General features: G+C 53.9%; 20 protein-coding genes. 9 read left to right on the forward strand and 11 right to left on the reverse strand.

The genetic code is table 11. The features are described 5' to 3' along the window. Positions 1-76: 76 nt before the first annotated feature. The 4 genes from BXP70_RS16780 to BXP70_RS16795 all read right to left on the reverse strand — a co-directional run bounded on the left by BXP70_RS16780 (position 77) and on the right by BXP70_RS16795 (position 4,527). Positions 77-628: a hypothetical protein gene (locus BXP70_RS16780; protein WP_086595269.1), complete on the reverse strand. Its 552-nt coding sequence runs from the start codon at positions 626-628 to the stop codon at positions 77-79. A 390-nt stretch (positions 629-1,018) separates the two neighbouring features. Then, on the reverse strand, positions 1,019-2,155 hold the full coding sequence (locus BXP70_RS16785) for a glycosyltransferase family 4 protein (RefSeq protein ID WP_086595270.1): 1,137 nt from the start codon (positions 2,153-2,155) through the stop codon (positions 1,019-1,021). Positions 2,156-2,229: 74 nt separating this feature from the next. Beyond that, positions 2,230-3,732, reverse strand: a complete 1,503-nt coding sequence (locus BXP70_RS16790; RefSeq protein WP_317044474.1) for an oligosaccharide flippase family protein — start codon at positions 3,730-3,732, stop codon at positions 2,230-2,232. A gap of 21 nt (positions 3,733-3,753) precedes the next feature. Beyond that, the gene (locus tag BXP70_RS16795; protein WP_086595272.1) at positions 3,754-4,527 is read right to left on the reverse strand and encodes an AMP nucleosidase; all 774 of its coding nucleotides are present in this window, start codon (positions 4,525-4,527) and stop codon (positions 3,754-3,756) included. 235 nt (positions 4,528-4,762) lie between these two features. Between BXP70_RS16795 and BXP70_RS16800 the strand changes: the two genes are divergently transcribed. Then, positions 4,763-5,257 (forward strand): type I restriction enzyme HsdR N-terminal domain-containing protein, encoded by a 495-nt coding sequence (locus BXP70_RS16800; RefSeq protein ID WP_086595273.1) that lies wholly within the window; start codon positions 4,763-4,765, stop codon positions 5,255-5,257. Positions 5,258-5,259: 2 nt separating this feature from the next. Here the strand turns inward: BXP70_RS16800 and BXP70_RS16805 are convergent, their stop codons facing one another. From BXP70_RS16805 to BXP70_RS16820, 4 genes are all read right to left on the reverse strand, one after another. Next, on the reverse strand, positions 5,260-7,164 hold the full coding sequence (locus tag BXP70_RS16805; protein WP_143436543.1) for an LTA synthase family protein: 1,905 nt from the start codon (positions 7,162-7,164) through the stop codon (positions 5,260-5,262). Positions 7,165-7,177: 13 nt separating this feature from the next. Next, positions 7,178-7,780, reverse strand: coding sequence for an SMI1/KNR4 family protein (locus BXP70_RS16810; protein WP_086595275.1), 603 nt, complete (start codon positions 7,778-7,780; stop codon positions 7,178-7,180). Positions 7,781-7,865: 85 nt separating this feature from the next. Beyond that, the gene (gene ald, locus BXP70_RS16815; RefSeq protein ID WP_086595276.1) at positions 7,866-8,993 is read right to left on the reverse strand and encodes an alanine dehydrogenase; all 1,128 of its coding nucleotides are present in this window, start codon (positions 8,991-8,993) and stop codon (positions 7,866-7,868) included. Positions 8,994-9,136: 143 nt separating this feature from the next. Then, positions 9,137-9,919 carry a DUF1573 domain-containing protein gene (locus BXP70_RS16820; RefSeq protein ID WP_086595277.1) on the reverse strand — a complete coding sequence of 261 codons (783 nt, stop codon included), beginning with the start codon at positions 9,917-9,919 and terminating at the stop codon, positions 9,137-9,139. 278 nt (positions 9,920-10,197) lie between these two features. Here BXP70_RS16820 and BXP70_RS16825 point away from each other — a divergent pair, with 278 nt between their 5' ends. Beyond that, complete coding sequence (locus tag BXP70_RS16825) at positions 10,198-12,612, forward strand: alpha-ketoacid dehydrogenase subunit alpha/beta (protein WP_086595278.1); 2,415 nt, start codon at positions 10,198-10,200, stop codon at positions 12,610-12,612. Positions 12,613-12,691: 79 nt separating this feature from the next. On the opposite strand, the gene BXP70_RS16830 is transcribed toward BXP70_RS16825, so the two are convergent. Further along, positions 12,692-13,240, reverse strand: a complete 549-nt coding sequence (locus BXP70_RS16830) for a hypothetical protein (RefSeq protein ID WP_143436544.1) — start codon at positions 13,238-13,240, stop codon at positions 12,692-12,694. 115 nt (positions 13,241-13,355) lie between these two features. Between BXP70_RS16830 and BXP70_RS16835 the strand changes: the two genes are divergently transcribed. Next, on the forward strand, positions 13,356-14,357 hold the full coding sequence (locus BXP70_RS16835; RefSeq protein WP_086595280.1) for a long-chain-fatty-acid--protein ligase: 1,002 nt from the start codon (positions 13,356-13,358) through the stop codon (positions 14,355-14,357). 49 nt (positions 14,358-14,406) lie between these two features. Here the strand turns inward: BXP70_RS16835 and BXP70_RS16840 are convergent, their stop codons facing one another. Further along, a complete protein-coding gene (locus BXP70_RS16840; protein ID WP_086595281.1) occupies positions 14,407-15,564 on the reverse strand; it encodes a sigma-54-dependent transcriptional regulator in 1,158 nt (385 codons plus the stop codon). A gap of 745 nt (positions 15,565-16,309) precedes the next feature. Between BXP70_RS16840 and BXP70_RS16845 the strand changes: the two genes are divergently transcribed. Then, positions 16,310-17,593 carry a PQQ-dependent sugar dehydrogenase gene (locus BXP70_RS16845; protein ID WP_086595282.1) on the forward strand — a complete coding sequence of 428 codons (1,284 nt, stop codon included), beginning with the start codon at positions 16,310-16,312 and terminating at the stop codon, positions 17,591-17,593. A gap of 10 nt (positions 17,594-17,603) precedes the next feature. Beyond that, a complete protein-coding gene (locus tag BXP70_RS16850) occupies positions 17,604-18,047 on the forward strand; it encodes a c-type cytochrome (protein WP_086595283.1) in 444 nt (147 codons plus the stop codon). Between the two features lie 144 nt (positions 18,048-18,191). Here BXP70_RS16850 and BXP70_RS16855 read toward each other — a convergent pair whose 3' ends face one another. Then, positions 18,192-20,363 carry a S9 family peptidase gene (locus BXP70_RS16855; RefSeq protein WP_086595284.1) on the reverse strand — a complete coding sequence of 724 codons (2,172 nt, stop codon included), beginning with the start codon at positions 20,361-20,363 and terminating at the stop codon, positions 18,192-18,194. 277 nt (positions 20,364-20,640) lie between these two features. Here BXP70_RS16855 and BXP70_RS16860 point away from each other — a divergent pair, with 277 nt between their 5' ends. The 4 genes from BXP70_RS16860 to BXP70_RS16875 all read left to right on the forward strand — a co-directional run bounded on the left by BXP70_RS16860 (position 20,641) and on the right by BXP70_RS16875 (position 26,855). After that, a complete protein-coding gene (locus tag BXP70_RS16860; RefSeq protein WP_086595285.1) occupies positions 20,641-21,270 on the forward strand; it encodes a sulfite oxidase-like oxidoreductase in 630 nt (209 codons plus the stop codon). A 14-nt stretch (positions 21,271-21,284) separates the two neighbouring features. Then, entirely contained in the window at positions 21,285-22,019 is a 735-nt protein-coding gene (locus BXP70_RS16865) for a ferredoxin reductase (protein ID WP_086595433.1), read from the forward strand. A gap of 1,023 nt (positions 22,020-23,042) precedes the next feature. Beyond that, positions 23,043-24,812: a cellulase family glycosylhydrolase gene (locus tag BXP70_RS16870; protein WP_179197723.1), complete on the forward strand. Its 1,770-nt coding sequence runs from the start codon at positions 23,043-23,045 to the stop codon at positions 24,810-24,812. 102 nt (positions 24,813-24,914) lie between these two features. Then, positions 24,915-26,855, forward strand: a complete 1,941-nt coding sequence (locus tag BXP70_RS16875) for a 7TM diverse intracellular signaling domain-containing protein (protein WP_179197724.1) — start codon at positions 24,915-24,917, stop codon at positions 26,853-26,855. The last annotated feature ends 44 nt before the right edge of the window (positions 26,856-26,899 follow it).

Genomic DNA, 26,899 nt, shown 5'->3' on the forward strand with positions numbered 1-26,899 from the left:
GCCGTTCCGGGTGGGACGGCTTTTTTTGTGCTTCAGTCTCAACGCAATAGGAGTACCTAGCTTTTCAAAAGCTAGGCTAAATCAGGGTATTTGGTTGAGCTGAGCCAGCCATTGTGCTGTTTAGGTCACTTATCGTCGTTAGAATCAAGTTATCGATTTGGTCGATTGTCTTGATGAGGTTCTTGCGCTGCCGGCGTAAGCCGTATGCTTCAATATTGGTAGTTACGGTACCAACGCTGTACTTACCGGCCCGGGCGTAATCCGACTGAGCATGCGTAATCTGGTCAACAACGTAATGGTATTGACCGTCCTTTACCTGAATAGCCAAACGGAAAGCCTTGGCATCGAACTTATTGCCAGCTCGAACGTGCGTAACAAGCGTACCTGTTTCAGGGTTGCTCACGCGGTGGGTTACGGTGTGGGCGGAGCCGAGCTGTGTGAGCCAGCCTGTTGCGCGCGCGAAAAGTTCTTCGCTATCAGCCCCAGCCACGGGGACGATGGCGGTGTACTCTACCTTTTTGGTTTCTTGGTTAATAGGTAGTTGGAAATAGCCTGGATACGGCGCTGGCTGGGCAAACGCTACGCTACTACCGAATAATACAAGCAAGAAAGTGCATACAGTTTTCATGAGAGTGGGTGGATAATTTCCTGATACTGGGTGGTGTCAAGAAAGGGGGTGGTTGGTAAGGAAAAAGAGCAGCGAAGGCGAGCTACAAGGCTGTGTTGCATAGACGGGTGAGATGCAAGTAAACCTTTTAAAATTATAATGAGATTAAAGAATTAAAACCTCATTAATTTGTTTCTAGCCTGAAAAAAAGGTGTTGATGTAAAAACGAAGCTTGTGCGATTTAGGATAGTACAATTTACGCACGTAGGATGATATAGTTCTATAAAAGAGCCAGCTGTACGCACACAGCGAAATCTGCCAGCTAGAAGCTAGCAAGTAGACCATAAGTGACAGCCTAGGTGAGAAGACGCACTTAGCACCTCGTGAGAGGCAAAACTATGTCGCAAACATTTAGAAAGAAGATAGGCTAGCTTCCTTCAGTGTTTGCCAAAGCTCTACAGCGCTTTGTTCCCATGAAAAGCGTTGTGTATTGCGAAAGCCTCTGGTTATCAGCTCTTCCCGTAAAGTTGCGTCGTGGTACAACTGCGTTAGTGCGGCAGCAATAGACTCAACGGAAAACGGGTCAACGAGTAAGGCGGCATCGCCGGCTACTTCCGGTAAAGAGCTACAATTTGAGGTAATAACGGGGCTGCCGCAAGCCTGGGCTTCAATAACTGGAATGCCAAAACCTTCAAAATAAGGAACATACACCGTAGCGAGAGCCGCCGCATAAAGGCCAACCAATTCTGCGTCATTTACGCGGCCGGTGAGGTGCACATCATCTTGGTATTGCATCTGGTCGTACACATCGAAAATGGGGCCCGCTTTCCACGCTTTGCGGCCTACCACGAGCAGTTGGGTTTCGGCGCCGGTTTCGGTCTTGAACCGGTCGAAAGCCCGGAGCAGGTTCACCAAGTTTTTGCGCGGCTGCAGGGCACCCACAAAAAGAAAATAGGGCTGGTCGCTGCTGAACTTGGCGCGAATGGGAGCCTGCATAGCCTCTGGCTGCGGCCGAAACCGTGCATCGGCGGCGTTATAAATAACCTGGATGCGCTCGGCGGGAAGCTGGTACGTGTCGATCAAATCTTGCTTTGTGGCTTCCGAAACGGCTACCACGCAAGCCGATGCGAAAGCAAAGCGTGGGGCAAAAAAGTAATAGTACTGGCGCTGCAGAAAGCCCACATCTTGTGGAAAATGCTCGAAAGCTAGGTCGTGCATCACCGTCACGCGGGGTACGTTGGTGCGCAGTGTGGTGAACCCGTCGAGGCTTAAAAACACATCTGGCCGCAACCGCCGTAATGTCTGCGCCACCGCCCCCTCAAACCAAGCCACAAACAGGAAGGGGTGCCGGGCTGGGGGAAACAGCACGTGCGGCACTACGTTTTGGGCAAAGACATACTTAGGATCAAACGGCCGGTCAAACAGAAAATGGAAGGTGTGCTCGGGATGCTGCCGCACCATCCGAATAAGCGTTTCGTAAGTAAAACGCCCGATGCCCTCGAGTTGGTTGCCGGGCAGCAAGAAGCGGACGTTGACGGCGATGATCAAAAGTGTATGCTAAGTAGCTACGTAATAGGGTGATTTCAGAGAATAAGGGCGACGTACCTAGGCAAGCAGCTAGCCTAGCCGCGCTTGAGCAGCTTCCTCAGCTCTGCTACACGTACGATATTCGTCAGGAACAAGATACCAACGAACCCGATGCCAGCCAGCACCGACTCGATGAGCCACTGATCAATGAGCAAGCGCAAACCTAGGAAGGTGCCGCAGAGCAGGCCAAATGCCAGAAGCAACTGCGCCAGAACGCGCCACGGGATGGCTACGCCAGCTTGTTTGCGCACCAGCCACAAATATCCCACCGACACAAACACTGCACATAGAAGCGTATTGACCGCGGCCGCCACGGCACCGTAGCGGGGCAGCAGCACAAAGTTCAGCCCAACGTTCAGGGCAATGCTGCCGGCCACAAGCCAACTTACCGGACGTTCTTGGCTGGTACTAGTAAGCAACGTGCTGTAGATGGCGAAGAAGGCATGCACCAGCACATTCACAAACAAGATCTTCAAGCACAGCGTCATGCGACCTAGCTCCTCGGGCGAGCTGTGGGTGAACTGCCAGAAGAGCACCTCGCCCCGGAACAGCACGAAAGCGCACACAAATAGCAAGGGTACCGTAACGACGCGTTGCCCGAACCAGAGCAGCTCTTGTTGCTCCTCGCGGCGGTGTGTGGCGAGGGCAAATTTGGCAAAGAATAGCGGCAGCACCGTCCACAAGTACATCATCACAGCATCGACCCAGCGGTAAGCGCCAGCGTAGTAGCTAGCCTCCTTCGCCGACACAAGCCGCTCCAGCATCCCCATGTCCACACGCTCATTGAGGCCGTAGAGCAAAGCGATGAGCGCGAATGGCATGCTGTCGCGCAGAAGGGTGCGGGCATGGTCCCAGCGCAGGCGGTAGCGCACCCGACCATACAGGCGCGATACCAGCCCATACAGTACCACAAACGTGAAGAGCACGGCCGCTGAGCGTGCCCCCACGTAGCGGTCGAGCGTGAGCCCGATGGGCAGCAACCCTAGCACCATCAAGAGCAATAGGGCCTTTTCCAGGATGGAGAGTACCGCGTCGGTGTTGAAGCGCTGATGTGCCTGCAAGGCTCCGCGCAAGAACTGCGTGTATTGGGTCAGCAACAAACCGGCGCCGATGAGCGCTAGTAGCAGCAGTACGTGGCCTCGGTAACCGAGCACCGCACCAACGGCCACCGTTATACCTAGGAAGACGGCCATCAACCAGCCTTTGAGAGGCAAGAGCGTGGGGAAGTACTCTGGCAAAAAGTCGGGTGAGGCCGCTACCCGTTTGGTCATAAGCTGCGTGGTACCTAGATCCGAAACGGAGGCAATGATGAGCGTCCAGGCCGATAAGGCGGTGAACGTGCCGAAAGCGGCGTGCCCGAGCCGGTCTTGCACCAGGTTTTCGACCACCACCCACCCCGGCTTTACGAGCAGGTTGAGCAGTACAACGAAGCTGATATTTCCGAAGAACTTTTTGATAAAAGCAGAAGCGTAAGTGAAAGCGGCGAAAATACGGGAAAAGCAAACGTGGAACCTAACCCCCGCCTGCTGACGAAGCAGCTAGGTGGCGGTTCCACGCGCTTACTCAAACCGCAGGTGCTTCACCGATTCGCCGGAGTTCTGCAATTCGATCAAGGAATCGATACCGATCTGCAGGTGCGCCTGCACGTAGCCCGACGTTACTTTCGTATCGCTCTCGGCTGTTTTCACGCCTTCGGGCGTCATGGGGTTGTCGGATACCAGCAGCAGGGCGCCATGTGGGATTTCGTTGATAAAGCCCACCACGAAGATAGTAGCCGTTTCCATGTCGACTGCCATGGCCCGAATCTGGCGCAAATAATCCTTGAAAGCCGCGTCGTGCTCCCATACCCGACGGTTGGTCGTGTAGACCGTGCCAGTCCAGTAATCCTTCTCGTGCTTCTTAATCATGGAAGAAACAGCGCGTTGCAGGCGGAAAGACGGCAGTGCAGGAATTTCTGGGGGCAAATAGTCGTCAGAAGTACCTTCGCCCCGGATGGCGGCGATGGGCAGAATCAGGTCACCTAGCTTGGTTTTGTTCTTTAGGCCGCCGCACTTGCCTAGGAAGAGCGCCGCCTTGGGGTTGATGGCCGAGAGCAAGTCCATGACGGTGGCAGCCATCGGGGAACCCATGCCGAAGTTGATGATGGTAATGTTGTTCGCTGTGGCCGTTTGCATCGGTTTATCCAGGCCGCGCACTTCAACACCAAACTGCTGCGCAAACATTTGCACGTAGTTGATAAAGTTCGTCAGGAGGATGTATTGTCCGAACTCCTTGAGCGGAACGCCCGTGTAGCGTGGCAGCCAATTCTCCACAATGGAGGCTTTGTCTTTCATGCAGTTAAATGTTATATGGTTGAATACTAAGTGGCTGCTTACTCAAAGGTTAGGCATTTGCTAAAAGCTAGGCTAGCTCGCATTACCTAGATAATTGGTTGATGCTGTAATAATTCGATCCGTTAGCTATTCAACAATCGACCCTTTTAAAAACAAAAAGCCGTCACACAAAACTGTACGACGGCACCCCAATGAAAAGCGGAAACAGACGCTCCGAGCGGTACCTTTGTAGGTGATGCAAGCGCTAAACCTGCCGCCTTTCGAATACAAAGTTACAAAATCAGGCCCAAATTCGCTAATCTGGGACGTTTTACGCCGCAAGAACGTAGTCCTGACACCCGAAGAATGGGTGCGTCAGCACGTGGTACATTACCTGCTGGAGCACCTAGGCTATCCGCGCGGATTGCTAGCCCTGGAGCGTGGCCACGCCTACAACCAGCGCCAGAAGCGCACCGACTTGTGTGCTTTCAACCCAGCCGGTCAGCCCTTGTTGTTGGTTGAATGTAAGGCAACCACGGTGCCAATCACGGCTGCCGTCGCGCACCAAGTCGCTACCTATAACCAGACCATTGGGGCGCCACTACTGCTGCTTACCAACGGTTTGCACCACTACTGCTGGCGCGTCGACTTTGTGCAGCGACGCAACGAACAGCTGGCCGAAATTCCAGATTATGCTACTGCTCAGTTACTTTCTGGAGGCTCACCGACTGCTGGTACCGCCATCCGATAACCTTACCTATACAGTTGATTGTCAGCCAACCCATTCACAAAGAACTGCACACAAGCTTTTAGCTCATCGCCGTACTGCTGTACTTTGCGCACATCAGGGTGGGGGAGGGATTCGGCGGGAATAACGTGCGTCCGGTAAGGATAGAGCAATATCTTATTATCCGTTGTAAGCTCCGTCACAAGGTCGCGGTGCACCAGGAAGTAGGAGCCCCCATTAAGGTACAGGGCCCGGCCAGTGGTGCCTTTGTCAAACACGGAGTATCCAAAAGGTAAGAGTTGGCGGGTGGTACCTAGGCCTAGGTAGTCAAGAACGGTGGCAGGTACGTCGGCTTGCTGGGTGATGCGGTGCTCATCAGCCGCCGGAAGTTGGCGGCCCGGGTGGAAGAGGAGCAATGGCGTTTTGTAGTTGCCCAACGCGTTCTGGTAACCCGCCCGGCTCGTCTGCGACGTGTGGTCGGCGAGTAGAATAAACAACGTGTGCTTGTACCACGGCTGGCGGCTAGCAGTGGCAAAAAACTTTCGCAACGCGTTGTCCGTGTAGCCAATAGTAGCGTGGATGGGCAAGTCGCCGGCCGGGAAATGGTTTTGATACCGAGCAGGTACCGTAAACGGTTCGTGGGAGCTGAGCGTAAACAGCGTTGAGAAGAAAGGCTCTTTTTGCTGCCCTAGCTGCTGGCTAAAGTATTGTAGGTAAGGCTCATCGAAGATGCCCCAGTGCCCATCATAGTCGGGGCTGCTGGCGCCGCCAGGATACTCCGACAGCCCGTAGTACCGTTGCACGCCCGCAATGCCCGCGAAAGTATTGAAGCCCATCGTACCATTTTGTGCCCCATGAAACATCGACGTGGTGTAACCCTGACGGCCTAGCACCTCCCCTAGGCCATGCAGCTCATCGGTTTGGTAGTTCGATGTGATAAATGGCCCTTCCATGAGCGAGGGCAAACCCGACAGCACCGCCGGTAGCGCCTCGATGGAGCGACGACCATTAGCGTAATGCTCGCGGAAGAACAAACCTTTGGTCGCCAGCGAATCGAAAAAGGGTGTGTAGCCCCGCCCGCCATTCTCGATACCAGTGTACTCAGAAGCGAAGCTTTCAAGCAGCAGAACTACTACATTATCACGTAGGGGGGCGCCGGTCGCAGGGTGCTGGGGCAGTGGCCTAGCCGCTAGCGCGCGGCGCAAATCAGTAGCAGAGGCAAAGTAGTGTTTGTGTTCGGCTGGCTGATACCCTAGGCTTTTCAAAAAGGTGAAGGTGCTGTTTAGGGCTAGATGGCCAAGTACAGCTGGCTGCTGTACAAAGGCGTGACCAGTGCGCAGGGGCTTTAGCTGCAAGCCACCCCGAATGCCAAGCACCACCGCTAGAGCGACGAGTGCTACCTCTGCTGCTTGCACGCTAAACCAACGCAGGCGTCCGGCCGGTGGCAAAGACGACCTCGGTTGTGGGGCAGGCATCGGGTACAGATAGCCGAGTAGCACCAGCAGCGCCACAAACGGAATCAGCAGAAACCAATAGTGTCCCAGCAGCTGCACCGCCTGGCGTGATACGTCGGAGCCAATAGTAGACAGCTCGTTGGATGTGCGCCTCCCAATGAATTTAAAGTATTCTGCATCAACAATGTTGAGCGCCAAGCCTACGGAGTTCAGCACCAGGTAGATGCCTCGTAACATTCGTTGCCAGCCACGACCAAACGCCGGCACCAACGACAGCACCACAAATGGCACATTGAGCAGTAGTAAGCCGGAAAGATCGAAGCGGAAGCCGTGCCAGAAGGCCCAGAGGATCTGCCCGCTCGACGCCTCACGGAAAACGTCGTGATTGGCTACGTAAAACCCAATTCGCAGCAGCAAGTATAGGCCGAGCAGCAGGGCAAAGCGCCGCAGCAACAGGCGCAAAGCAAGAGAAGGCATGCGCGTGGCCACGTTATTCGCCAGACTTAAACTGAATCGACTGCCCGTCGGGTAGACCTTTGATCTTCTGGTAAAAGCTAGCTAGCCAAGCGAGGCGCTCCGAGCTAGGTACCGCCTTAATGCTCGGCTTCGTTTTACCATCGGTAGCAATGCATGCCGGTGGGTAGAGGCTCAGCAACTGACCGGGTGGGAGCACGCCGCCACCTTGTTGGAAGGTGCGCAAGGGTTGCATGCCTAGCGCATCTACCGGGAATTTCTCCACCCCAAACAAGAAGTGCTTAAAATCAACCTCTAGGTCAGCTAGCTCGCCAGTTTCAGTATCGAGGAAATACACTGCATCGCCGCGTAGCAAAAACTGGTTGCCCACGCAATCCTGCGCAAAAGGAATATCGCTTCGTTCTACGGTATCGTAGGTGCGCCAAAAGGCCGTCGGGCCGTGCCAAGCTTCTTCCAAGGAATGCCAGGCGGGCACGCCCCCGCAGCCGCGAATGTGTAAGCCACCGAAATAAGCGACGACGCCATTCTGTTTGCGCAAGAAATTTTGAAGGTAAGCAGGAAGGAGAGCTAGGGTTGTGGCACTGGCAATGGGGGCGCCAGTGAAAAGGATTCCAATCATGGAAGCAAAAGAAGCGGTATCTACAAAAGAATAAAAGCCTTCCCGACGGAGCGTTGGGAAGGCTTTTCACAAAGGTAAGAAAACTTTAGGCGTGGGCTGGCTCCAATACTGACTCTACACTTACCAGAGGTAGGTTCCAGGCATCAGCTACACCTTTATACACCACTTCGCCGTTCACCACGTTCAAGCCGAGGCGCAGATCAGCGTTCTGGCGGCAAGCCTCCTGCCAACCCTGGTTCGCTAGCTTCACGGCATAGGGTAGCGTGGCGTTAGTTAAGGCTAGGGTGCTAGTGTAAGGCACTGCACCAGGCATGTTGGCCACGCAATAGTGTACGATGTCGTCGATGATGAACGTCGGGTCTTCATGGGTGGTGGGCTTGCAGGTTTCGATGCAGCCACCTTGGTCCACAGCCACGTCGACGAGCACGGTGCCCGCTTTCATGGTTTTGAGCATGTCGCGCGTGATGAGGTGCGGCGCTTTTGCCCCCGGAATTAGCACGGCGCCCACAATCAGATCGGCCGTTTTGATGGCTTCACGGATGTTGTATTCGTTGGAATACACCGTCACCACGTTCTTGGGCATGATGTCGTCAAGCTCGCGCAGGCGATTCAGGCTGATATCCATAATGGTTACCTGGGCACCTAGGCCCGCCGCAATCTTCGCCGCTTGGGTACCGACGATGCCACCGCCCAGCACCAACACGTGCGCGGGCTTTACGCCGGGCACGCCGCCGAGCAGAATGCCACGGCCTTTCAACGGTTTTTCCAGGTACTTAGCGCCTTCTTGCGGCGCCATGCGACCAGCTACCTCGCTCATCGGAATCAACAGGGGCAGTGAACGGTCGGCGCGCTCCACGGTTTCGTAGGCGAGGCACGTCGCCTTACGCTCGATCATGGCGTGGGTCAACTCCTCGCTCGAAGCGAAGTGGAAGTACGTGAACAGCAGCTGTCCTTCCTTGATCAAAGCGTATTCTTCCCGAATCGGCTCCTTCACTTTCACGATCATCTCGGCCTGAGCGTACACATCGGCAATAGTTGGCAGAATCACGGCGCCAGCTTGCTCATACTCCGTGTCTTGAAAACCACTGCCGAGGCCCGCTGACGCTTGCACGTACACAGTGTGGTGATGCTTGCGCAGTTCCGCAACGCCTGCGGGGGTAAGGCCTACGCGGTTTTCGTTATTCTTAATTTCTTTCGGAACGCCGATAATCATGGTGAGAGGAGGAATAAAGGGAAATTACGGGTGGTAAAACGGCCGCAAAGATACGTAGCGCGTGCGCACGGCGGAATGATTGATACAACAACCTAGCTAGAGTCGTTCCACTAACGGGCGAAGCTTGGCCGGTGCACCAAATTTTACTTGAACGGAACGGCGGTGCCGCTTTCCTTTACCATGCTCGCTGCGTTTAGGTCGCGCACGACGTTGGCCCGTAGCGTCACTTTCGTGTCGCCCGTTAGGTCATTGGAGCTCATCGTCACCACCTCCATGCTCTGACCAGCTTGACGCGGCGCGTAGATCAGCTCAACGGGTACGCTCTGGCCGGGCTTGATCGGTTGGGGAGCGGCCTTGTAGCCTACACAGTTACAGGTGGAGGAAAGCATGCCCATCACCAAATCCTGTTTGCCGGTATTCTGCACCGTGAGGCGCACGACGGGTTGCTGACCCACTTCTACCTTACCAAAGTCGTGGGCAGTGGTGCTGAGTTTGGCGTGAGGAGACTGGGCTAGCTGGGCCGGTGTGAGCTTGCTCTTCAGCTCATCTTTGCCGAGTACAGTGCCTTTGATGCTGAGCACGGTGCTCGGCGTAGCTGCGTTGCTGGTTACGGTTACGGTTTTGTTGAACACGCCTGGTCGACCAGCGCTGCTGTACATAGCTTTCACTATACCGGTTTTGCCGGGCAGCACCGGAGTCTTGGTCCAATCGGGGGTAGTGCAGCCGCAAGACGCCTGCACGTTGGCGATGACGACGGGCTGGTTGCCAGTGTTCTTAAACTTGAACTCGTAGGTGGCCATGGTGCCTTCGGGGACGTTGCCAAAATCGTGGCCATCTTTTTCGAAGCTCATAACGCCTTGTGCCTGAGCACCTAGGTGGGTCAGCAAAAGACCAAGGCCAAACAAAAGTGAGACAAAGTTTTTCATAGGAGAAGAAGACAGGTTTGTAAAGCTGAAATCGAAAAAAGTTGCAGCGCACACGCACAGCCATTTACTTATCTTGCTGCCAGGGCTGCCTAGCAATAGCTACTGACACAGTATCACAAAGATAGACAAAAACGTTCCGGGCTGCACCGCTATCCGAAACGGCCCAAAAGAGTGGCTTGCCCAGCGTCTTTCCCAAAATCTGTACTTTTGTCCTGAGTTTGCAGCCTAGGTGCACCTGATTCGTGTCAGTTGCTTGTTGTCCACCCGTTTTGTTTTTTATGTCTACTGTCGAATCTGCCCTAGCTCCGGCTATTGCCCTGAGCAAAGAAGAACTGCTGCGTGATTACCGCATTGGCTGGGAAAGCCGACAGGCCTCGCTCGCTGGCCGCAAGGAGGTGTTTATGGGCAAAGCTAAGTTCGGCATCTTCGGCGATGGCAAAGAGCTGCCTCAGCTGGCCATGGCGCGCGCTTTTCAGGTAGGCGATTTCCGTTCTGGCTACTACCGCGACCAAACCTTTATGCTCGCTGCTGGGGAGCTAAACTTGCAGCAGTATTTCGCCCAGCTCTACGCGCACCCCGACGTAGAAGCGGACCCTGCCACCGGCGGCCGTTGCATGAACGGGCACTATGCCACGCGTTTGCTCGACGAAGATGGCAACTTCAAGCCCCAGACTTCCAGCAAGAATTCCAGCGCCGACATTTCACCCACGGCTGCGCAGATGCCACGCTTAGTTGGCCTAGCGTATGCCTCCAAGCTGTATCGCCAGAACCCGGAGCTGCATGGCTTCACCGACTTTTCGGTGAATGGTAATGAGGTGGCTTTCGGTACCATCGGTAATGCTAGCACGTCGGAGGGCATGTTCTTCGAGGCTATTAATGCCGCTGGCGTGCTCCAGATTCCGATGCTCGTGTCGGTGTGGGATGACCATTATGGCATCTCGGTGCCTGCTGAGTATCAAACGACTAAGCAGAGCATTAGTGAAATAATGGCCGGTTTCCAGCGCAATGGGCCAGGTGAGCAGGGCTTCGAGATTTTTGTAGTGAAGGGGTGGGACTACCCCGCACTAGTCGAAACCTACCAGCGCGCCGCTGAACTGTGCCGCCGCGAGCATGTGCCTGTGCTCATCCACGTCACGGAAGTAACGCAGCCGCAGGGCCACTCCACTTCCGGCTCGCATGAGCGCTACAAAAGCAAAGACCGCCTCGCCTGGGAGCAAGAGCATGATTGCCTGCGCAAAATGCGGCAGTGGTTGCTAAAAGAAGGCTATGCCACGCCCGAGGAGCTTTTCCAGTTGGAAGATGAAGCCATGGACGCCGTGAAGAAAGCGCGGAGTGCTGCGTGGCAGTCCTTCTTTAACCCTATTCAGCAGGAGCGTGAGGAACTGGCCAAGCTGCTGGAGCGGCTAGCGGCAGAGGCCGAGAAGCCCAACAACTTGCACAAGTCCATCGAGCACCTAAAGCAGCATCCCACGGCTTTACGCGCCGATATTATCCGCACGGCCCGACGGGCATTGCGCCAGGTGCGCGGCCAGCGCAGCTTTGCGCGGCGCGAACTGCAGCAGTGGCTAGAACAGGCCACGGCGGATAATGCCGACCGCTACAACTCCTACCTCTACAGCCAAAGCGAACAAGCGGCCCTGAACATCACGGAAGTGAAGGCAGAGTTTGCGCCCAACGCGCCGCAAGTAGACGCCCGTGAGGTCTTGCAAGCCTGCTTTGATGCCAACTTCCGCCGCGACCCGACTATTTTCGCCATCGGGGAGGATGTAGGTCGTATTGGGGACGTAAACCAAGCTTTTGCCGGCTTGCAAGCCAAATTTGGTGAGCTACGCGTTACCGATACGGGCATCCGCGAAAGCACTATTGTGGGGCAGGGCATCGGCGCCGCGTTGCGCGGGCTGCGACCCATCACCGAAATTCAGTACCTGGATTACATGCTCTATGCCATCCAGATTCTGTCCGACGACCTAGCTACGCTTCAGTACCGTACGAAAGGCGGGCAGAAGGCACCCTTGATTGTGCGCACCCGCGGCCACCGGCTTGAAGGTGTATGGCACGCTGGCTCGCCTATGGGGATGATACTGAACAGTATACGGGGGATGCATCTATGTGTACCGCGCAATATGACGCAGGCCGCGGGGTTCTACAATACCCTGCTCCGCTCCGATGAGCCAGCAGTGGTAGTGGAATGCCTAAACGGCTATCGGCTCAAGGAGACCATCCCGCAGAACGTGGGCGAGTTTACCGTGCCGCTCGGCGTGCCGGAAGTGCTGTTAGAGGGCTCCGATATAACAATCGTGACGTACGGTTCCATGTGCCGCATTGTACTCGACGCCGCCCGACAGCTTGCTAAAGTAGGAATATCGGCGGAAGTGATTGACGTACAGACGCTACTGCCTTTTGACGTGGAGCACCTGATTGTGGACAGCATCCGCAAAACCAACCGGGTGGTGTTCACAGATGAGGACGTGCCCGGCGGCGCTACCGGCTACCTGTTGCAGCAAGTGCTCGACGAACAGCAGGCGTATCAATACCTCGACGCGCAGCCCCGCTGCCTAGCCGCGCAGCCTCATCGCCCACCCTACGGCACCGACGGTGACTACTTTAGCAAGCCGAATGCGGAGGATGTGTTTGATGTAGTGTACGAACTCATGAGTGAAGCCGATCCTAAGCGCTTCCCCTCTATTTACTAGTACAGTAGCAACAGAAAGCCCACCCAGATATGTGGTCTGGGTGGGCTTTCTGTTGGTATAGTAGCTAGGCAATAGCTGACTAGAATTGGAGAGGATCTGTGACAACCGTGTTACTTTCGTGCAAGGCTCGGTCAACGATGCTTACCTGGAAGCGTATGTTAGAACCTTTTGGGAAAGTGCCTGCGAAGAATTTGTAACTAAATGTTAAATCTCCTTTTAAAGGCTCTGAACGGCCACTAGTATTAAGGTAAGGATACCGTTGGTAATAGCCATACCCTACGTTGAGGTTCTGGTAAGAGCCATCACTCTGTCGAATTTGTGGCTGTAGAAAATAGTTGTTGTAAAACCTGTTGGGGGTTCCATCCAAATTTTTCTCTTGATAAGGTGGGTTAGTATCCTCGTTTTTAAGACCTAAGTCACCGTCACCGTCCCGGAAGGTAATAGTCACTTTAACACTATCAAACTCCCCGTCATCTGTTTTAAAGTACTGTTGTGTAATGCCTTTAAAACTAATTTCCGGCGTGTCGGGATAATCAGGAGCAGTGATGCAAGACGAAACAGCAAGACTGACGAACAGCATCAGCATAGCTAAGCCCAGCATCCGGGAAGGAGTAAAAAGCTTGGTCATAGTAGGGAAGAAAAATCAGCAGACAACGACATTGGCTGAACAGCTTGAAGATACAGCTTCTCAACGAACAGCGGTGCTATTTGTTATACCAAAACGCTAACTGAATTGTGTTGTAATGAGTTTCCGCGACGCTTACCTACAGCAATTGCCTCACCTGATTGCCACTGACTTCGAACAAACCGCTTTGGCGCTCTTTCGGCACCAAGCAGTGCATTGCCCGCCGTACCAAGAATACCTAGCTCTGCTGGGTCGCAACCCGCAACAGGTACAGCAACTTACCGATATTCCATTCCTGCCCATCGAGTTTTTTAAGACGCATGATGTACGCACGGAGCCTGCTGGTTGGGAGCCACAGGAAGTGTTCCTGAGTAGCGGCACTACCATGCAGCAGCGCAGCCAACACCGCCTGCGCGACCCGCAGCTGTACCGCCAAAACGCCGCCCGTATCTTCGAACAAACTTACAGCCCGTTACGCGAATGGACCTTCTTGGCGTTGCTGCCATCGTACCTGGAGCAGGGGCAGTCGTCGTTGGTGGCCATGGTTGACTACTTCGCCAAAGAGTCGGGCCAAACGCAGCCGGCTTTTTTCCTTCATGACCACGCAGCGCTGGTGCAAGCTTTAGGGGAAGCCAAGCACCTAGGTCGTCGCGTGATGCTTATTGGTGTAACCTATGCGCTCCTCGATCTAGCTGCTGAGTATGGTCCCGCGCCCGAACTGCAAGGGCTGACGGTGCTGGAAACGGGCGGCATGAAAGGGCGGCGGCGCGAGATGATTCGCGAGGAACTACACGCGGAGCTGAAGCTAGCTTTTGGCCCCGCCGGTATTCACTCCGAATACGGCATGACGGAGTTGCTTTCCCAAGCCTACAGCCTCGGTGATGGCCGTTTTCACCAGCCAGTGCCGCTGCGTATTCTGTTGCGCGACCCATCCGATCCGTTCTCTATTTCGACCACTCGCCCCGATGGCGCCATCAACGTTATTGACCTAGCCAATATTGATTCCTGCGCCTTCATCGAAACCAAAGACCTAGCTCGTCAACATCCTGATGGTTCTTTCGAGGTGCTAGGTCGCATGGATAACTCGGATGTGCGCGGCTGCAATCAACTAGTTGCTTAACAAAGAAAGCCTAGACTTACATCTAGGCTTTCTTATTCAAACGAGGTATTTACTTGCCCGAATAGGCTTTGGCGTCGGATTCAGTGATGACGTCGTCGCTCATGATAACGAGGCGTTCAACCACGTTGCGCAATTCCCGGATGTTACCCGTCCAGTTGAGGCTCTGTAGGTATTTCAGGGCTGCTGCATCCGCTTTCTTGGGCTTATTGCCATAGTCGCGGGCGATGTCGTTCAGAAATTTCTGCACCAAGTCCGGAATGTCCTCGCGGCGGTCGTTGAGGGCTGGCACTTGGATCAGGATAACGGAGAGGCGATGGTACAAGTCTTCGCGGAAGTTGCGGTCGGCAATTTCTTGCACCAGGTTCTTGTTCGTAGCAGCTACCACGCGCACGTCGACGGAAATTTCTTTTTCGCCGCCAACGCGGGTGATTTTGCTTTCCTGCAAAGCGCGCAGCACCTTGGCCTGCGCCGACAGGCTCATGTCGCCAATTTCGTCCAAGAACAGTGTGCCGCCGCTAGCCTGCTCGAACTTGCCGATGCGCTGCTTAACGGCCGACGTAAACGATCCTTTTTCGTGGCCAAATAGCTCACTTTCAATCAGCTCCGACGGAATAGCAGCGCAGTTAACCTCTACCATGGGGCCGCCGGCGCGGTTGCTTTGCTCGTGCAACTGGCGGGCTACCATTTCCTTGCCAGCGCCGTTGGGGCCGGTGATGAGCACGCGGGCATCGGTAGGTGCTACCTTTTCGATGGCCTTGCGCACCACGCTCAGCGCGGCCGAGTTACCGACCATCTCCGAGCTTTTGGCAATCTTCTTCTTAAGCGTCTTGGTTTCGGTCACCAACTTGGTGCGGTCGAGGGCATTGCGCACCGTGATGAGCAGGCGGTTCAGATCCGGGGGCTTCTGAATAAAGTCGAAGGCGCCTTTTTTAGTGGCATCCACGGCGGTTTCGATGCTGCCGTGCGCCGATACCATAATGAAAGCGGAATCGGGCGATATGGTTTGGGCGCGCTCCAACACTTCGAGGCCGTCCATTTTCGGCATCTTGATGTCGCAGAGCACCACATCGTACTTGTTTTTGACGAGCATATCCAGGCCCGTGGGACCGTCCTCGGCTTGGTCCACGGCGTAGCTTTCGTACTCCAGAATCTCCTTCAGAGTATTACGAATGGCCCGTTCGTCGTCGATGATTAGAATTTTGGGCATGGGTAGATTTAGAGAACAGATGAGCGCAAGTAGAAACGAAGGTAACGAATTGTAAGGCGCAGGGGAGAAAGAAATACGCGGCTCCTTACCTAGGTAGATTTATAGAACCTCCGGTAAAGTTAAACGAAGTGTGCCTTGATTTGCTATTGGTTTGCTACTTGTCCGCCCACGGGCAGCGCACAGCACACTTAGCAAGCAGACCTAGCTCTACTATCTTGGAAGCAGGAAGCAGCGCCACGAGCACCTAGGTAGCGCCCATAAAGCTAACTGCTTGGTTACAAAACCGTGCGCCAGTGTTTGGCGCGAGCATGCACCGCGGCAATATTTAGCTGGTTTCAACAGTTGCCAACCGTCGAGAGCCGCCTGTGGCTGAGTGTGGTAGTACTGCTGCTGGTGTTGCCCCAAGCTACGCATTACGTGCTAGATGGCTTTATCTGGCGAAGGAGTAGCCAAGGCTGAAAAGCTAGCCTAGAGGGTAGCGCCTGCGGCAGTTCAGCCGACAACCCATGCGCAACGTACAGAGGCATCACCGGGAGGCTACCACAATTTCACTGATACCGGCCGGATACCCTAGGTGCCCGTCCAGTGAACGTATGTCAATGCGGAGAAGAATTGTAGCTTCGCTGCCTCAGAAAACAGTTGCTGTCTTTCCAACCTTCGGGCAGCACTACGTGTCTGTAGTCTGCACAGAAGAATCATTGCCGCTCACCACCACTCAAAACGTCCTGCAAACCATTCTACACCCATGAAAAGAAACCTGACGCGCTACTTGCTGCTCCCGGCTGCCTTGGTCGGAAGCTTGTCTTTGTATGCCCTCACCACTCCCCCCACACTGGTCGCCGACGCCAACAATGCGGGGCTGAAGTTGCCTACTGGCTTCGGTGCCCTCGTAGTAGCCGAAACCGGAGCTAGGCCCCGCCACCTCACCATCACGCCCCAGGGCAATATTTACGTTAAGCTCAACCGCGTAAATAAGGCCGGCCAGGGCATTCTGATGCTACAACCCACCAGTGGTGGCAAAGCCGAGGTTAAAACCGGCTTCGGTGATTACGGCGGCACCGGCATGTATTACAAAGACGGCTATTTGTATGCTTCCTCCGACCAAGAAGTATTCCGCTACAAGCTGAATGATAAAGGTGAAGTAACCAATCCTGGCCAGCCAGAGAAAATTATAACTGGCCTCATCAACCGGCGCCAGCACGAAAGCAAATCCATTACCCTAGATAACGCGGGCAATGTGTACGTGAACATCGGGGCCTATTCCAACTCCTGCCAGCAGCGCGACCGCCAGAAAGGCTCTCTCGGGCAGCCCAACTGCCCGGTGCTGGACTCGGCGGGGGGCATCTGGCAGTTCAAAGCCAATCAGCTTAACCAAACCTACGGCAACGGCACACGCTACACTACCGGCTTGCGCAACGTAGTAGGCCTCGATTGGAATCAGCAAGACAACCAACTCTTCGTGATGCAGCATGGCCGCGACCAGCTGCACGATATCTTCCCCGATATGTACACCTCGCAGCAGTCAGCCCAGCTGCCCGCTGAGTGCATGTACGCTGTTAAGAAGGGCGACAACGCCGGCTGGCCTTACTTGTACTACGACCCCACGCAGAACAAAAAGATGCTAGCCCCCGAATACGGCGGCGATGGCAAGAAGGAAGCTGATAGCAAGTTTATTGACCCAGCGGCGGCTTACCCGGCCCATATGGCCCCCAATGGCTTGCTCTTCTACACTGGCAATATGTTCCCGGAGCGCTATAAGAACGGCGCCTTCATTGCCTTCCACGGCTCCTGGAACCGCGCCCCCGAACCGCAAGCAGGCTATTTTGTGGTGTTCCAGCCCTTCAAAAATGGCAAGCCCGATGGCAAGTGGGAAGTATTCGCCGACAACTTCGCCGGGACGCCCGAGAAAGTTGCCTCCGGCCGCGCCGACCATCGCCCGTGTGGCCTAGCCCAAGCCCCCGACGGCTCGCTATATGTCACCGACGACTCGAAGGGTACCATTTACCGCATTTTCTACAATAAGAAGTAACCACCTAGGTATGCAGAAGCTAAGCCTCCTGTGCTTGCTGGGTTTTCTGAGTTTGCCGCTGGCGGCACAGAAGAAACCAGCCCCGAAACCCAAAGCGCCCGCCGCTTCCGCCGACTTATCGGCCTCAGTTGCGCAGGGCAAAAAAATTTATACCCAGTACTGCCTGAGCTGCCACCAAGCTGATGGGGGTGGGGTACAGAACATGAACCCGCCGCTCATTAAAACGAGCTATGTGCTCGGTGACAAAACCCGCCTCACAAAGGTGCTGCTCAACGGCTTGCAGGACGTAGATATCGATGGGGAACCGTATAACAACGTAATGCCCTCCCACGATTTCCTGACCGACCAGCAGATCGCCGACGTGCTGACGTTCGTGCGCAACAGCTTCGGCAACAAAGCGCCCGCCATCAAGGCAGCCGAGGTAAAAGCCGTGCGCGCAACGAATAAGAAGTAAAAGCTAGCTTAGTAGAGTCCGAGGACAGCGAAGAATCTAAGCAAGAGACTAGCCAATTCAATTTCTTCACTGTCCTCGGAACGACAGACAACAAAAAGCCCCGAAAGATCTTTCGGGGCTTTTTGTTGCTCGTTTGTAGAGAGGTTAGCGGCCGCCGGGCGGGCAGTTCTCCTTCAAAAACTTTGTGTAGGTAGCGGCTAGGTGGCGGCTAGTGCCTTCGCCTTCCGAGATGCTGTGCGTACGGTTAGGGTACGACATCAGCTGGAAAACTTTGCCCTGGCGTACTAACTCGTTGATCATTTGCTCGGCGTTGTTGTAGTGCACATTATCGTCGCCGGTACCGTGCACGAGCAGTAGGTTGCCGCGCAGATTTTTGGCGTGTGCCAGCGGGGAGTTATCCACAAAGAAATGTTTGTCTTCGGGTAACAAACCCATGTAACGCTCCTGGTAGATGTTGTCGTAGTTGAGCTGGTTATCAACGGCGGCAACGGAGATTCCTGTTTTGTAGATCTGTGGGTACTGGAACATCAGGTTCAGGGTGGAAGAGCCGCCGCCACTCCAGCCCCACACGGCCACGCGGCTGGTGTCCACGAAAGCGTTTTTCAACACTTCCTTGGCGCCCATCGCCTGGTCGCGGATGTTCAGCTTGCCGATATTGTGGTAGATGGCCTTGCGGAACTCGCGGCCGCGCGGAGCTGGTGCGCCGCGGTTTTCCAGCGAAGCGTAGATGTAGCCATCATCGGCCATGTTGCCTAGGTAGAGGCGGTTGGAGCCGGTGCCGGCGCGGTCCGTTACGGTTTGGCTAGCGGGCTCGCCGTACACGTAAAACACGATAGGGTACTTCTTACTCGGGTCGAAGTTGGTAGGCTTCACCATCCAGCCGTCCAGTGTCACTCCGTCAGCGGTTTTCACTTGGAAGAATTCTACCTTCGCCAGCTTGCGGTTTTGCGTTTGCGCAGGTGCGTCGCCACTAAGCCGTTGGTGCGCGGGCAACGACACCACATCGGAAACCGAGGGGGTGCTGGCACTGGAGTACGTGTGCAAAGCCAACTTTCCATTGGGCGAAATATCATAGCTGTGCGAGCCAGCTAGGTTCTGCGGGGTCACACGCTCCGCCTTGCCACCTTTCAGCGGCACGCGGTACAGATACGTCTGCGTAGCATTGGTGGGGGAGGCCATAAAGTAGATTTGGCCGCCTTTCTCATCAATTGATTCTAAGCTGATGGCGTCGTAGTCGCCTTTGGTCAGCAGTTGCTCCTTGCCTTTGCGGTCGACGGCGTAGAGGTGACGCCAGCCGTCCTTCTCACTCGACCACACAAAGCGCTTGCCGCCCTCAATCCAGTTCCAACCCACCGCGCCGTCTTTGGCATCAACCCAGGCTTTATCCGTCTCGCTGAAAATTGGCTTCACGGCACCAGTGCCAGCGGTGCACAGCATTAGCTTGCTTTCGTTTTGGCGGCGGTTGAGTTGTTGCAGAATCAATTCATCGTTGCCGGCCCACTCCATCCGCGGAATGTAGTGCTGCACGGCGTCGCCGGGCACGTCCATCCACTTGGTAGCGCCCCCCGTTACGGGTACCACGCCCACGCGGCAACGGCTAGGGTCTTCACCCACCACGGGGTACTCCACCGGAATAGTAAAGGGATAGAGCTGATCCGTGGTGTTCAGCATCAAGTAGTTGCGCGTCTTGGTGGCGTCGAGTTGCCAGTAAGCTAGCTTTTGTCCGTCGGGCGCCCAGCGGAAACCGTCGCGGCAGTCTAGCTCTTCTTCGTACACCCAATCGAAGGTGCCATTGATGAGGCGGTTGGTGCCGTCGGTAGTAAGCGGGATGATGCGGTTATCGGCTAGGGTCTCCACATAAAGGTTGTGCTCACTTACGTAAGCCACTTTGCTACCATCAGGCGAGAACTTGGCAAACATCAACGATGACTCTGGCCGGCCTTTGCCGAGCTGCGTGAGCTTCTGACTACCTAGGTCAAATACCCAATAGTCGCCGCGCGTGTCGTAGCGCCACACTTTTTTGGTGTTGGTGTTGAGCAGCACCTTCTTGCCGTCGTCGGCGAAGGCAAAGCGGCGCACCTTCAACGGGGCTGTTTGCCCCTGCGGAGTCAGCAATTGCCTGCTTATCAGAACAGTCTTCTTGCTAGGGTCACGCGCGTCGAGTTGCACGATTTCGTCATCCTGCGCCCGCATGTAGCCGTAGCCATCTTTGGTCCATTGGGTGCCAGGACCTACCTGCGCCCACGCTGCCGGCAGCACCGCCAGTTGCACGAATACGAGAAAGACCGTGGCGTTACGTATCAAGGGTTTACTCATGTGAAAAAGTGGTTTTGAAGACTGAAACGAATACCTTCAGCAGGTATTCGCCTCAGTTCGGATCGAGTACGAAAGTAGGTAGATTAGTTTATCTGGGATACTTTGGGGGCTAAAGGCCCTACTTTCGGGCAAAGGACGGCGTACGCAGTACTACGTTGCCTGGGTAGGCTAAAACGCCGGCATAGTTTCAATGATGTAGCCTTAGTGCCCAAGTGCCTATTTTGGCAACAGACTATTTCGTTACTTTCCGCACATTTACTCTTCAGCTTCGCTAGCTATGGCTGCTTTCTTCAATAAAGGATTTGGACGCAAACGTGAGTCGGCCGGTAGCGACCGGGTTCCGCCAGGCCAGTACGAAACGCATGACTTCCCCGTGCTGTCGGCCGGCCCTACGCCACGTATCGCACTCGCTAACTGGGCGTTTACCCTCGAAGGCTTAGTGGAAACGCCGGTGCAATGGACGTGGGAGGAGTTCAATGCGCTGCCCCAGCAATCGTTCACTCAGGATATTCACTGCGTCACGAAGTGGTCGAAGCTCGATACGCAGTGGACCGGCGTGAGCATCGACACCATCCTCGAACACGCCAAACTGTTGCCTGAAGTGCGCTACGTTATGGCGTATTCTTACGGCGGCTACACCACCAACATCCCTTTGGAAGATCTGCGCAATGGCAAAGGCTTCATCGGGTTGAGTTTTGAGGGTAAGCCCCTTACTCCCGAGCACGGAGGCCCGGCCCGGCTCGTAGTACCACACCTTTACTTCTGGAAAAGCGCCAAATGGATTAATCGGCTGCGCTTCATGGAAGAAGACGAGCCAGGGTTTTGGGAGCGGGGCGGCTACAGCATGTACGGCGACCCCTGGAAGGAACAGCGCTATCGCACCGACGACGAAAATAGTACGTGGTGAGCACTACAGAAAAGATGCCGTGGCAGCTAGGAGTCGTCACGGCTATTGTACAGGAGACACCCACCGTCAAAACGTTCACCTTGCAGCTACCGCACTGGCAGCCGCATCTTCCCGGTCAGCACTACGATTTGCGCCTGACGGCCGAAGATGGCTATCAAGCCGAACGCAGCTATTCCATTGCATCACCGCCTGAACAAATCAACGAAATCGACTTAACTATCGAACTAGTTGATGATGGCGAAGTTTCGGCGTACCTACACGAAGGTATCGTAGTCGGTGACTCGCTAGAAGTACGGGGCCCAATTGGCGGCTATTTCGTGTGGCGACAGGAGATGTACACCCTCCCGCTACTGTTAGTGGCGGGTGGCTCCGGGATAGTGCCGCTTATGGCGATGCTACGACACCGCGCCCTAGTGGGGGCCACTAACCCAACCGCGCTGCTCTTCAGCGTGCGCACTGACACAGAAGCCATTTATCGACACGAGCTAGAAAAGCTAGCCCAACAAGACCCGAATTTTACCCTAATCTTTACGTTTACTCGGCAGGCACCACCCGCTTGGACCGGTTATCAGCGGCGCATCGACCACGGCATGCTCGCTGAGATAGTAGAGTCATTTCCTGTGTCGCCCCAAGTATTTATCTGCGGCCCAACCCAATTAGTTGAGTTTACTGCTAACACGTTGGTCGACCTAGGCTTGCCCGCCGACACTATTCGTACGGAACGGTTTGGGCCCACTGGTATAAGTTAAATAGTACTAACCACACCCGCGACTGTAATCGCATTCGATAAAACTTAATCGGTTTAGCATCAAATCGGCATTGTTTCTTATCCGCTAGAGATGAGCTATGCAAGACTGTACAATCAAGGCCATATGGTCAAAAAACCGTTTTTTGCGTGTGCAGTAAGTGTATAACTGATGTGTTAGCCAAGCGAAAAAATGCCTTTTAGCGTTGATAAAGGCTGTTTTTGGATTTGCTTTTTAGAAAAGTACACCAATATATTTGGTCATAGAGTCGGCGTGCTAATCACGAATAGGCCACCTACTACTAGTCGCAAGTCTACCCGTGGACTAAGAGAATAGTATTATCTCTTGTCCTGTTCGTCTGCGCTACCACTCTACCAATTTTCTGCTCTACTACAGGTATTGTTGCTTCCAAGCAGCCTTACTACCCACCCGCCCCAAAACCCCACCACCCATGAAGTATACGATTACGCCTGCTATAAGTCAATCCGGGATCGATTGCGGTGATTGCAGGAGCCTGCTCGTTTTCGCTTGTTTAGCGAAGTCCAGCGAGGTACAATCTTAGTAGGTTAAGCAACTATTCCAATAAAGCTGCCTGCTACGCACTAACCCATAGTATGCTTGAACCTAGCTTGTTCAAACATAACAACTAGGCAGCGTACGATAGCCTTTATTTCTCCTAATGTCGCTGATAGGGAGAAAGCAAATAGTTTCATAGCTGCCAGAGTCCACTTGTGGCCCCGCGAATAAAGCGGCTAGAAAAGAAACTGCTATAGCTAGGAGACAACAGGTGCATGCAATGCGCCAAACAAGTTAAATAAGTAAAACCGTAGCGTGAGAAATGACGGTAAAAAGAGGGTAGGGTATCTCTGCCCTTTTTTTCTTTCTCTGCTAACGAGCATTCTCAAACAGCGTGTTATGAAAAGCAGAGACAAAGTCGCCTCTACATGGCGCTATCATGGGCTGTTTGCAGTGCTGTGTGCCATTATAATAATTACATTCGGTAGCATCTGTGCTAAGGCTCAGCAAATGAGCATGCTCCGAGCCGAAGGACCTAAGATTGTAAATAGTAACGGCAAGGAAATGCTACTTCGCGGCTTCAACCTAGGAGGGTGGCTGCTTCAGGAAAGCTATATTCTACAAACAGATACCTTGAACTGCCAGTGGCGCATCAAGCAAGGGCTGCTGCGTACTATGTCGGAGGAACAGGTAGAGGCATTCTACCGGAGCTACCGAGCCAACTTCATTACCAAAGCAGATATTGATTTTTTGGCCAAACAGGGTTTTAACTGTGTGCGCCTGCCATTCCACTACGATCTGTTCCTAACTGCGGCCCAGCGCCACGCCCGTACGGAAGTCATCCGTAATCCTACAAATACGCGAAAGCTCGACGCCTATGTGCAAAGCCTGAGCACGTGGTATGATCAGAATCAGCTGTTTACCGACCCAAAGCTCGAAGGCTTTCAGTATATCGATAAGGTGCTAAACTGGTGCGCGGCCAATAACCTTTACGTGATTTTGGACCTGCATGCTGCTCCAGGGGGACAAGGTACCGACCGCAACATCAACGATACTTTTTTACCGCTAGACCTTTGGAAGCGACGCGATGCCAAAGGCCGTGCTATATACCAGGATATAACGGTACGCCTTTGGGAAAAGCTAGCAGCCCGCTACCAAAAGGACAGTCGAGTTGCTATGTATGACTTGCTCAATGAGCCGCACAATTTGAATGAGGCTCATGGCATGTCGTCTGATAATAAGGAGCTTAGCACTTTATACGCACGGCTGATCAAAGCAGTACGCAGCCAAGGCGACCAGCATTTGCTGCTGCTAGAGGGCAACGGCTACGGAAATGAATACACCAACTTGACGCCCGACAAATTAGCCGCGCCAGAAAAGCAGAACCTAGTGTACAATGGGCACCGCTATTGGTGTACGAATGCGCCCGAAGCCACCGATCCGAATCCTAATCAAATTAATTTGATTAAAAACCTGGTGACCTTCCGAGACCGTTGGCAAGTGCCTGTATGGGTTGGGGAGACAGGCGAAAACTCCAACGAGTGGTTTGCTGCCGCTGTACAAGGACTTAATGCCAACAACATTGGGTGGTGCCACTGGAACATCAAGCGCGTAGATAGCCCTGCTAGTCTGTTACGGGTGAAGTCCTATGGTAGTGTTCTAACACCTTCAGGGCGCGCGGCTTTGCTACGCAATGTGCAATTTGCCAACTGTGTTCCCAGCCGCGACGTTGCGGCCGCGCTTACCCAACCAAGCAACTTTACGGCTCCTTTCGCCTCGCTTACACTACCAGGTACCATTCAAGCGGTTGATTATGACCTAGGTCGTGATGGGGTAGCTTACCAAGACGAATATTCCGCGAAAACTGATTACCGGAGTAATAAGCCCTGGAATCAGGGCGGGGCGTATCGCAACGATGGAGTTGATATCCAGAAGATTGATGATTCAGCAAGCAGTGGGTTTGCAGTGAGCCACCTAGCCGCAGGAGAGTGGCTTAACTACACCGTAACGGTAACCATGCCGGGCACTTATGCCGTGCAATTGCGGGTGCAGCCGGCCGCCACGCCTGGCCGCCTGACACTGAAGCTAGGAGATACTACGCTTGGATCGGTAATGACTGGGCAGCAAAGCGATACAATTGCCTGGCAAACGCTCACGCTCACGGCCAAGTCGTTGCCTGCTGGTCGGCATACGCTGCGGTTGTGCATCGACCAACCCGTTGAGCAGCTAAGCTGGCTGCGGTTCCTATCCGACAATGCGAGTACTGCTGGTGGACAGTAAACCGAGCTAGGTTTTCGTACCTTGGAAAGTACTATGGAATCGACTTTGTGCTATAGGAGGATGTTTTTTTGTGTTTGGGCGAAAAGCTTGGTTCTAAGCTTTTTGCTATTGTTCATTGGGCTAGGTAGTGCTGCTGCTCCACAACCCCTGGATACGTTACAGGTGGCTGCAGGCTTAGATGAAATTTTTATTGAACCAGCCTTGTACAGCATTCTAGCGGATCCTTCGGGGCAGCTTACCCTTGCAGATGTGCAGCAGCCCGCGCAGGCAAAACGCTTTGTGCGCGGCGACAAAGTGCCCACCACGATGGAGCATCCTGGGGCAACTTATTGGCTGCGGCTCGTTATACGCGCGAAGGGTCAATTATCGCAGCACTGGTATCTGGAGCTGCTTGATTCCCATATTAATGATATTACCTTCTATCCGCTTACCAAGTCGGAGCGAGGAGCAGTACACACAGGGGCTGACTACCGGCTTGCCTCCCGCAAATTCCCCTACAAAAACTTTCTGTTTCGATTACCGCTCGCGGAAAACCAGGCCAGCACCTACTATTTCCGACTGGAGTCTAATTCCAAAACCAGTTTCGTAAGCCGTTTGCGCACAGAGCAGCCGCTAGCTGTGCATTTTCAGACGGAGTATAGCTTGCTCGGAGCCTTCTATGGCGTGCTGCTGATCATGGTAGTGTACAATCTCTGCCTCTACCTATTTATTGGCGAGCAAACATATTTACGCTATGTGCTGTACGTTCTGAGCTGCAGCTTGGTATTCTTATCGGAGGACGGGCTAGGGTTCCAGTATCTATGGCCCGACTTTCCAGCTATGAATCAGTTGGTTATTGCCTTGTCGCCCATCTTGCTGTTGTTCACTTTTAGCTATTATGCCCGGCAATTCTTAGACGCTCCGCAACGGCTCCCCAACTACGATCCTTGGGTGCGGCGTGTGGTATTGATTAGCATCAGTTTACTGCTACTTGATACGTTGTGGCTGCACTCTGGATGGGGTTTCTGGTTTTACCTGATTCCTTATGGCATGCTCTATTATGTAGCTTTTTTGGTGTGGCGCGGTGGGTTTCGGCCTGCTCGTTTCTTTCTGCTAGCGCATGCCTTAGTTGCTATTAGTGTGTGCTTTATGATCTTGCGCAAACTAGGTATCAACACGTTCACAAATACAGCAACCGTGTACAGCATGAACGTGGCCTTTGTGATTGAGGTAGTAGTGCTATCCTACGCCCTAGGTGAGAAGATTAAGGCAATTAAAGACGCTACTATCAGAGCACAAGGGAAACTGGTGAAGCAGCTACGCAAGAAGCACCAAACACAGGACCTACTAGTAGAGCAGTTGCGTCAAAATCAGGAGCTTAAGGATCAACTCAATACTGAGCTAGAAGCCTTGGTAGCTCGCCGCACGGAGGAGTTACGACAGCAAAGTGAGACCATTGCCGCTCAAAACAGGGAACTGCTGCACGCGAATGGCCTTTTAGCATTGCAATCAGCAGCTATCGAGAAGCTGAATATTGATTTGCGCCACGACCTGCAGCAAGCGCAAGAAGCGAGGGTACTGTCGAAGGAAGTGGACTTTGGTGAATTCAGCCAAATCTATCCTGATAAAGATGCTTGCTTGCGCTACTTGGTCGAGCTAAAATGGGCCGCTGGTTATCAATGCCGGCGGTGTGGTCATGAAAAGTATTGTGATGGACGCGAACCGCACTCTCGGCGCTGCACGCGGTGTCGCTACGTAGAGTCGGCTACGGCATACACGTTGCTGCAAAAGTGCAAGTTCTCGACAGTAAAAGCCTTCTACGCTGTGTTCCTACTATACACGCACAATGGCAACTACTCTTCTCAAGAACTTTCGCGAGTGTTAGATCTTCGACAAGGCACTTGCTGGAGCTTTAGTCAAAAAGTATTGGAAGCGATGCGTCGTCGTGAACAAGCTGCTGATTACGAGGAAAACGAAAGCTGGACACATGTCTTGTTGGATGCTAGTGGCGAGCATGCAGAGGAGCACATAACGGAGCCAGATGAAGCCGAAAACATAAGCTAGCTCGTGTAGTTGAAAACGTTTTTGAAGATTATAAAGAATTTAAA

This window comes from Hymenobacter crusticola (assembly GCF_002154225.1).
In the GTDB taxonomy this organism is placed as follows: Bacteria; Bacteroidota; Bacteroidia; order Cytophagales; family Hymenobacteraceae; genus Hymenobacter; species Hymenobacter crusticola.

Coding starts and splice junctions, on each gene's coding strand:
- BXP70_RS16805 (WP_143436543.1), bottom strand. CDS start 7,164: ATGCCTTCTCTTGCTTTGCGCCTGTTGCTGCGGCGCTTTGCCCTGCTG.
- BXP70_RS16840 (WP_086595281.1), bottom strand. CDS start 15,564: ATGCCCAAAATTCTAATCATCGACGACGAACGGGCCATTCGTAATACT.
- BXP70_RS16855 (WP_086595284.1), bottom strand. CDS start 20,363: ATGAGTAAACCCTTGATACGTAACGCCACGGTCTTTCTCGTATTCGTG.
- BXP70_RS16825 (WP_086595278.1), top strand. CDS start 10,198: ATGTCTACTGTCGAATCTGCCCTAGCTCCGGCTATTGCCCTGAGCAAA.
- BXP70_RS16800 (WP_086595273.1), top strand. CDS start 4,763: ATGCAAGCGCTAAACCTGCCGCCTTTCGAATACAAAGTTACAAAATCA.
- ald (WP_086595276.1), bottom strand. CDS start 8,993: ATGATTATCGGCGTTCCGAAAGAAATTAAGAATAACGAAAACCGCGTA.
- BXP70_RS16850 (WP_086595283.1), top strand. CDS start 17,604: ATGCAGAAGCTAAGCCTCCTGTGCTTGCTGGGTTTTCTGAGTTTGCCG.
- BXP70_RS16820 (WP_086595277.1), bottom strand. CDS start 9,919: ATGAAAAACTTTGTCTCACTTTTGTTTGGCCTTGGTCTTTTGCTGACC.
- BXP70_RS16835 (WP_086595280.1), top strand. CDS start 13,356: ATGAGTTTCCGCGACGCTTACCTACAGCAATTGCCTCACCTGATTGCC.
- BXP70_RS16870 (WP_179197723.1), top strand. CDS start 23,043: ATGAGCATGCTCCGAGCCGAAGGACCTAAGATTGTAAATAGTAACGGC.
- BXP70_RS16865 (WP_086595433.1), top strand. CDS start 21,285: ATGCCGTGGCAGCTAGGAGTCGTCACGGCTATTGTACAGGAGACACCC.
- BXP70_RS16860 (WP_086595285.1), top strand. CDS start 20,641: ATGGCTGCTTTCTTCAATAAAGGATTTGGACGCAAACGTGAGTCGGCC.
- BXP70_RS16795 (WP_086595272.1), bottom strand. CDS start 4,527: ATGAAAGACAAAGCCTCCATTGTGGAGAATTGGCTGCCACGCTACACG.
- BXP70_RS16810 (WP_086595275.1), bottom strand. CDS start 7,780: ATGATTGGAATCCTTTTCACTGGCGCCCCCATTGCCAGTGCCACAACC.
- BXP70_RS16780 (WP_086595269.1), bottom strand. CDS start 628: ATGAAAACTGTATGCACTTTCTTGCTTGTATTATTCGGTAGTAGCGTA.
- BXP70_RS16845 (WP_086595282.1), top strand. CDS start 16,310: ATGAAAAGAAACCTGACGCGCTACTTGCTGCTCCCGGCTGCCTTGGTC.
- BXP70_RS16830 (WP_143436544.1), bottom strand. CDS start 13,240: ATGACCAAGCTTTTTACTCCTTCCCGGATGCTGGGCTTAGCTATGCTG.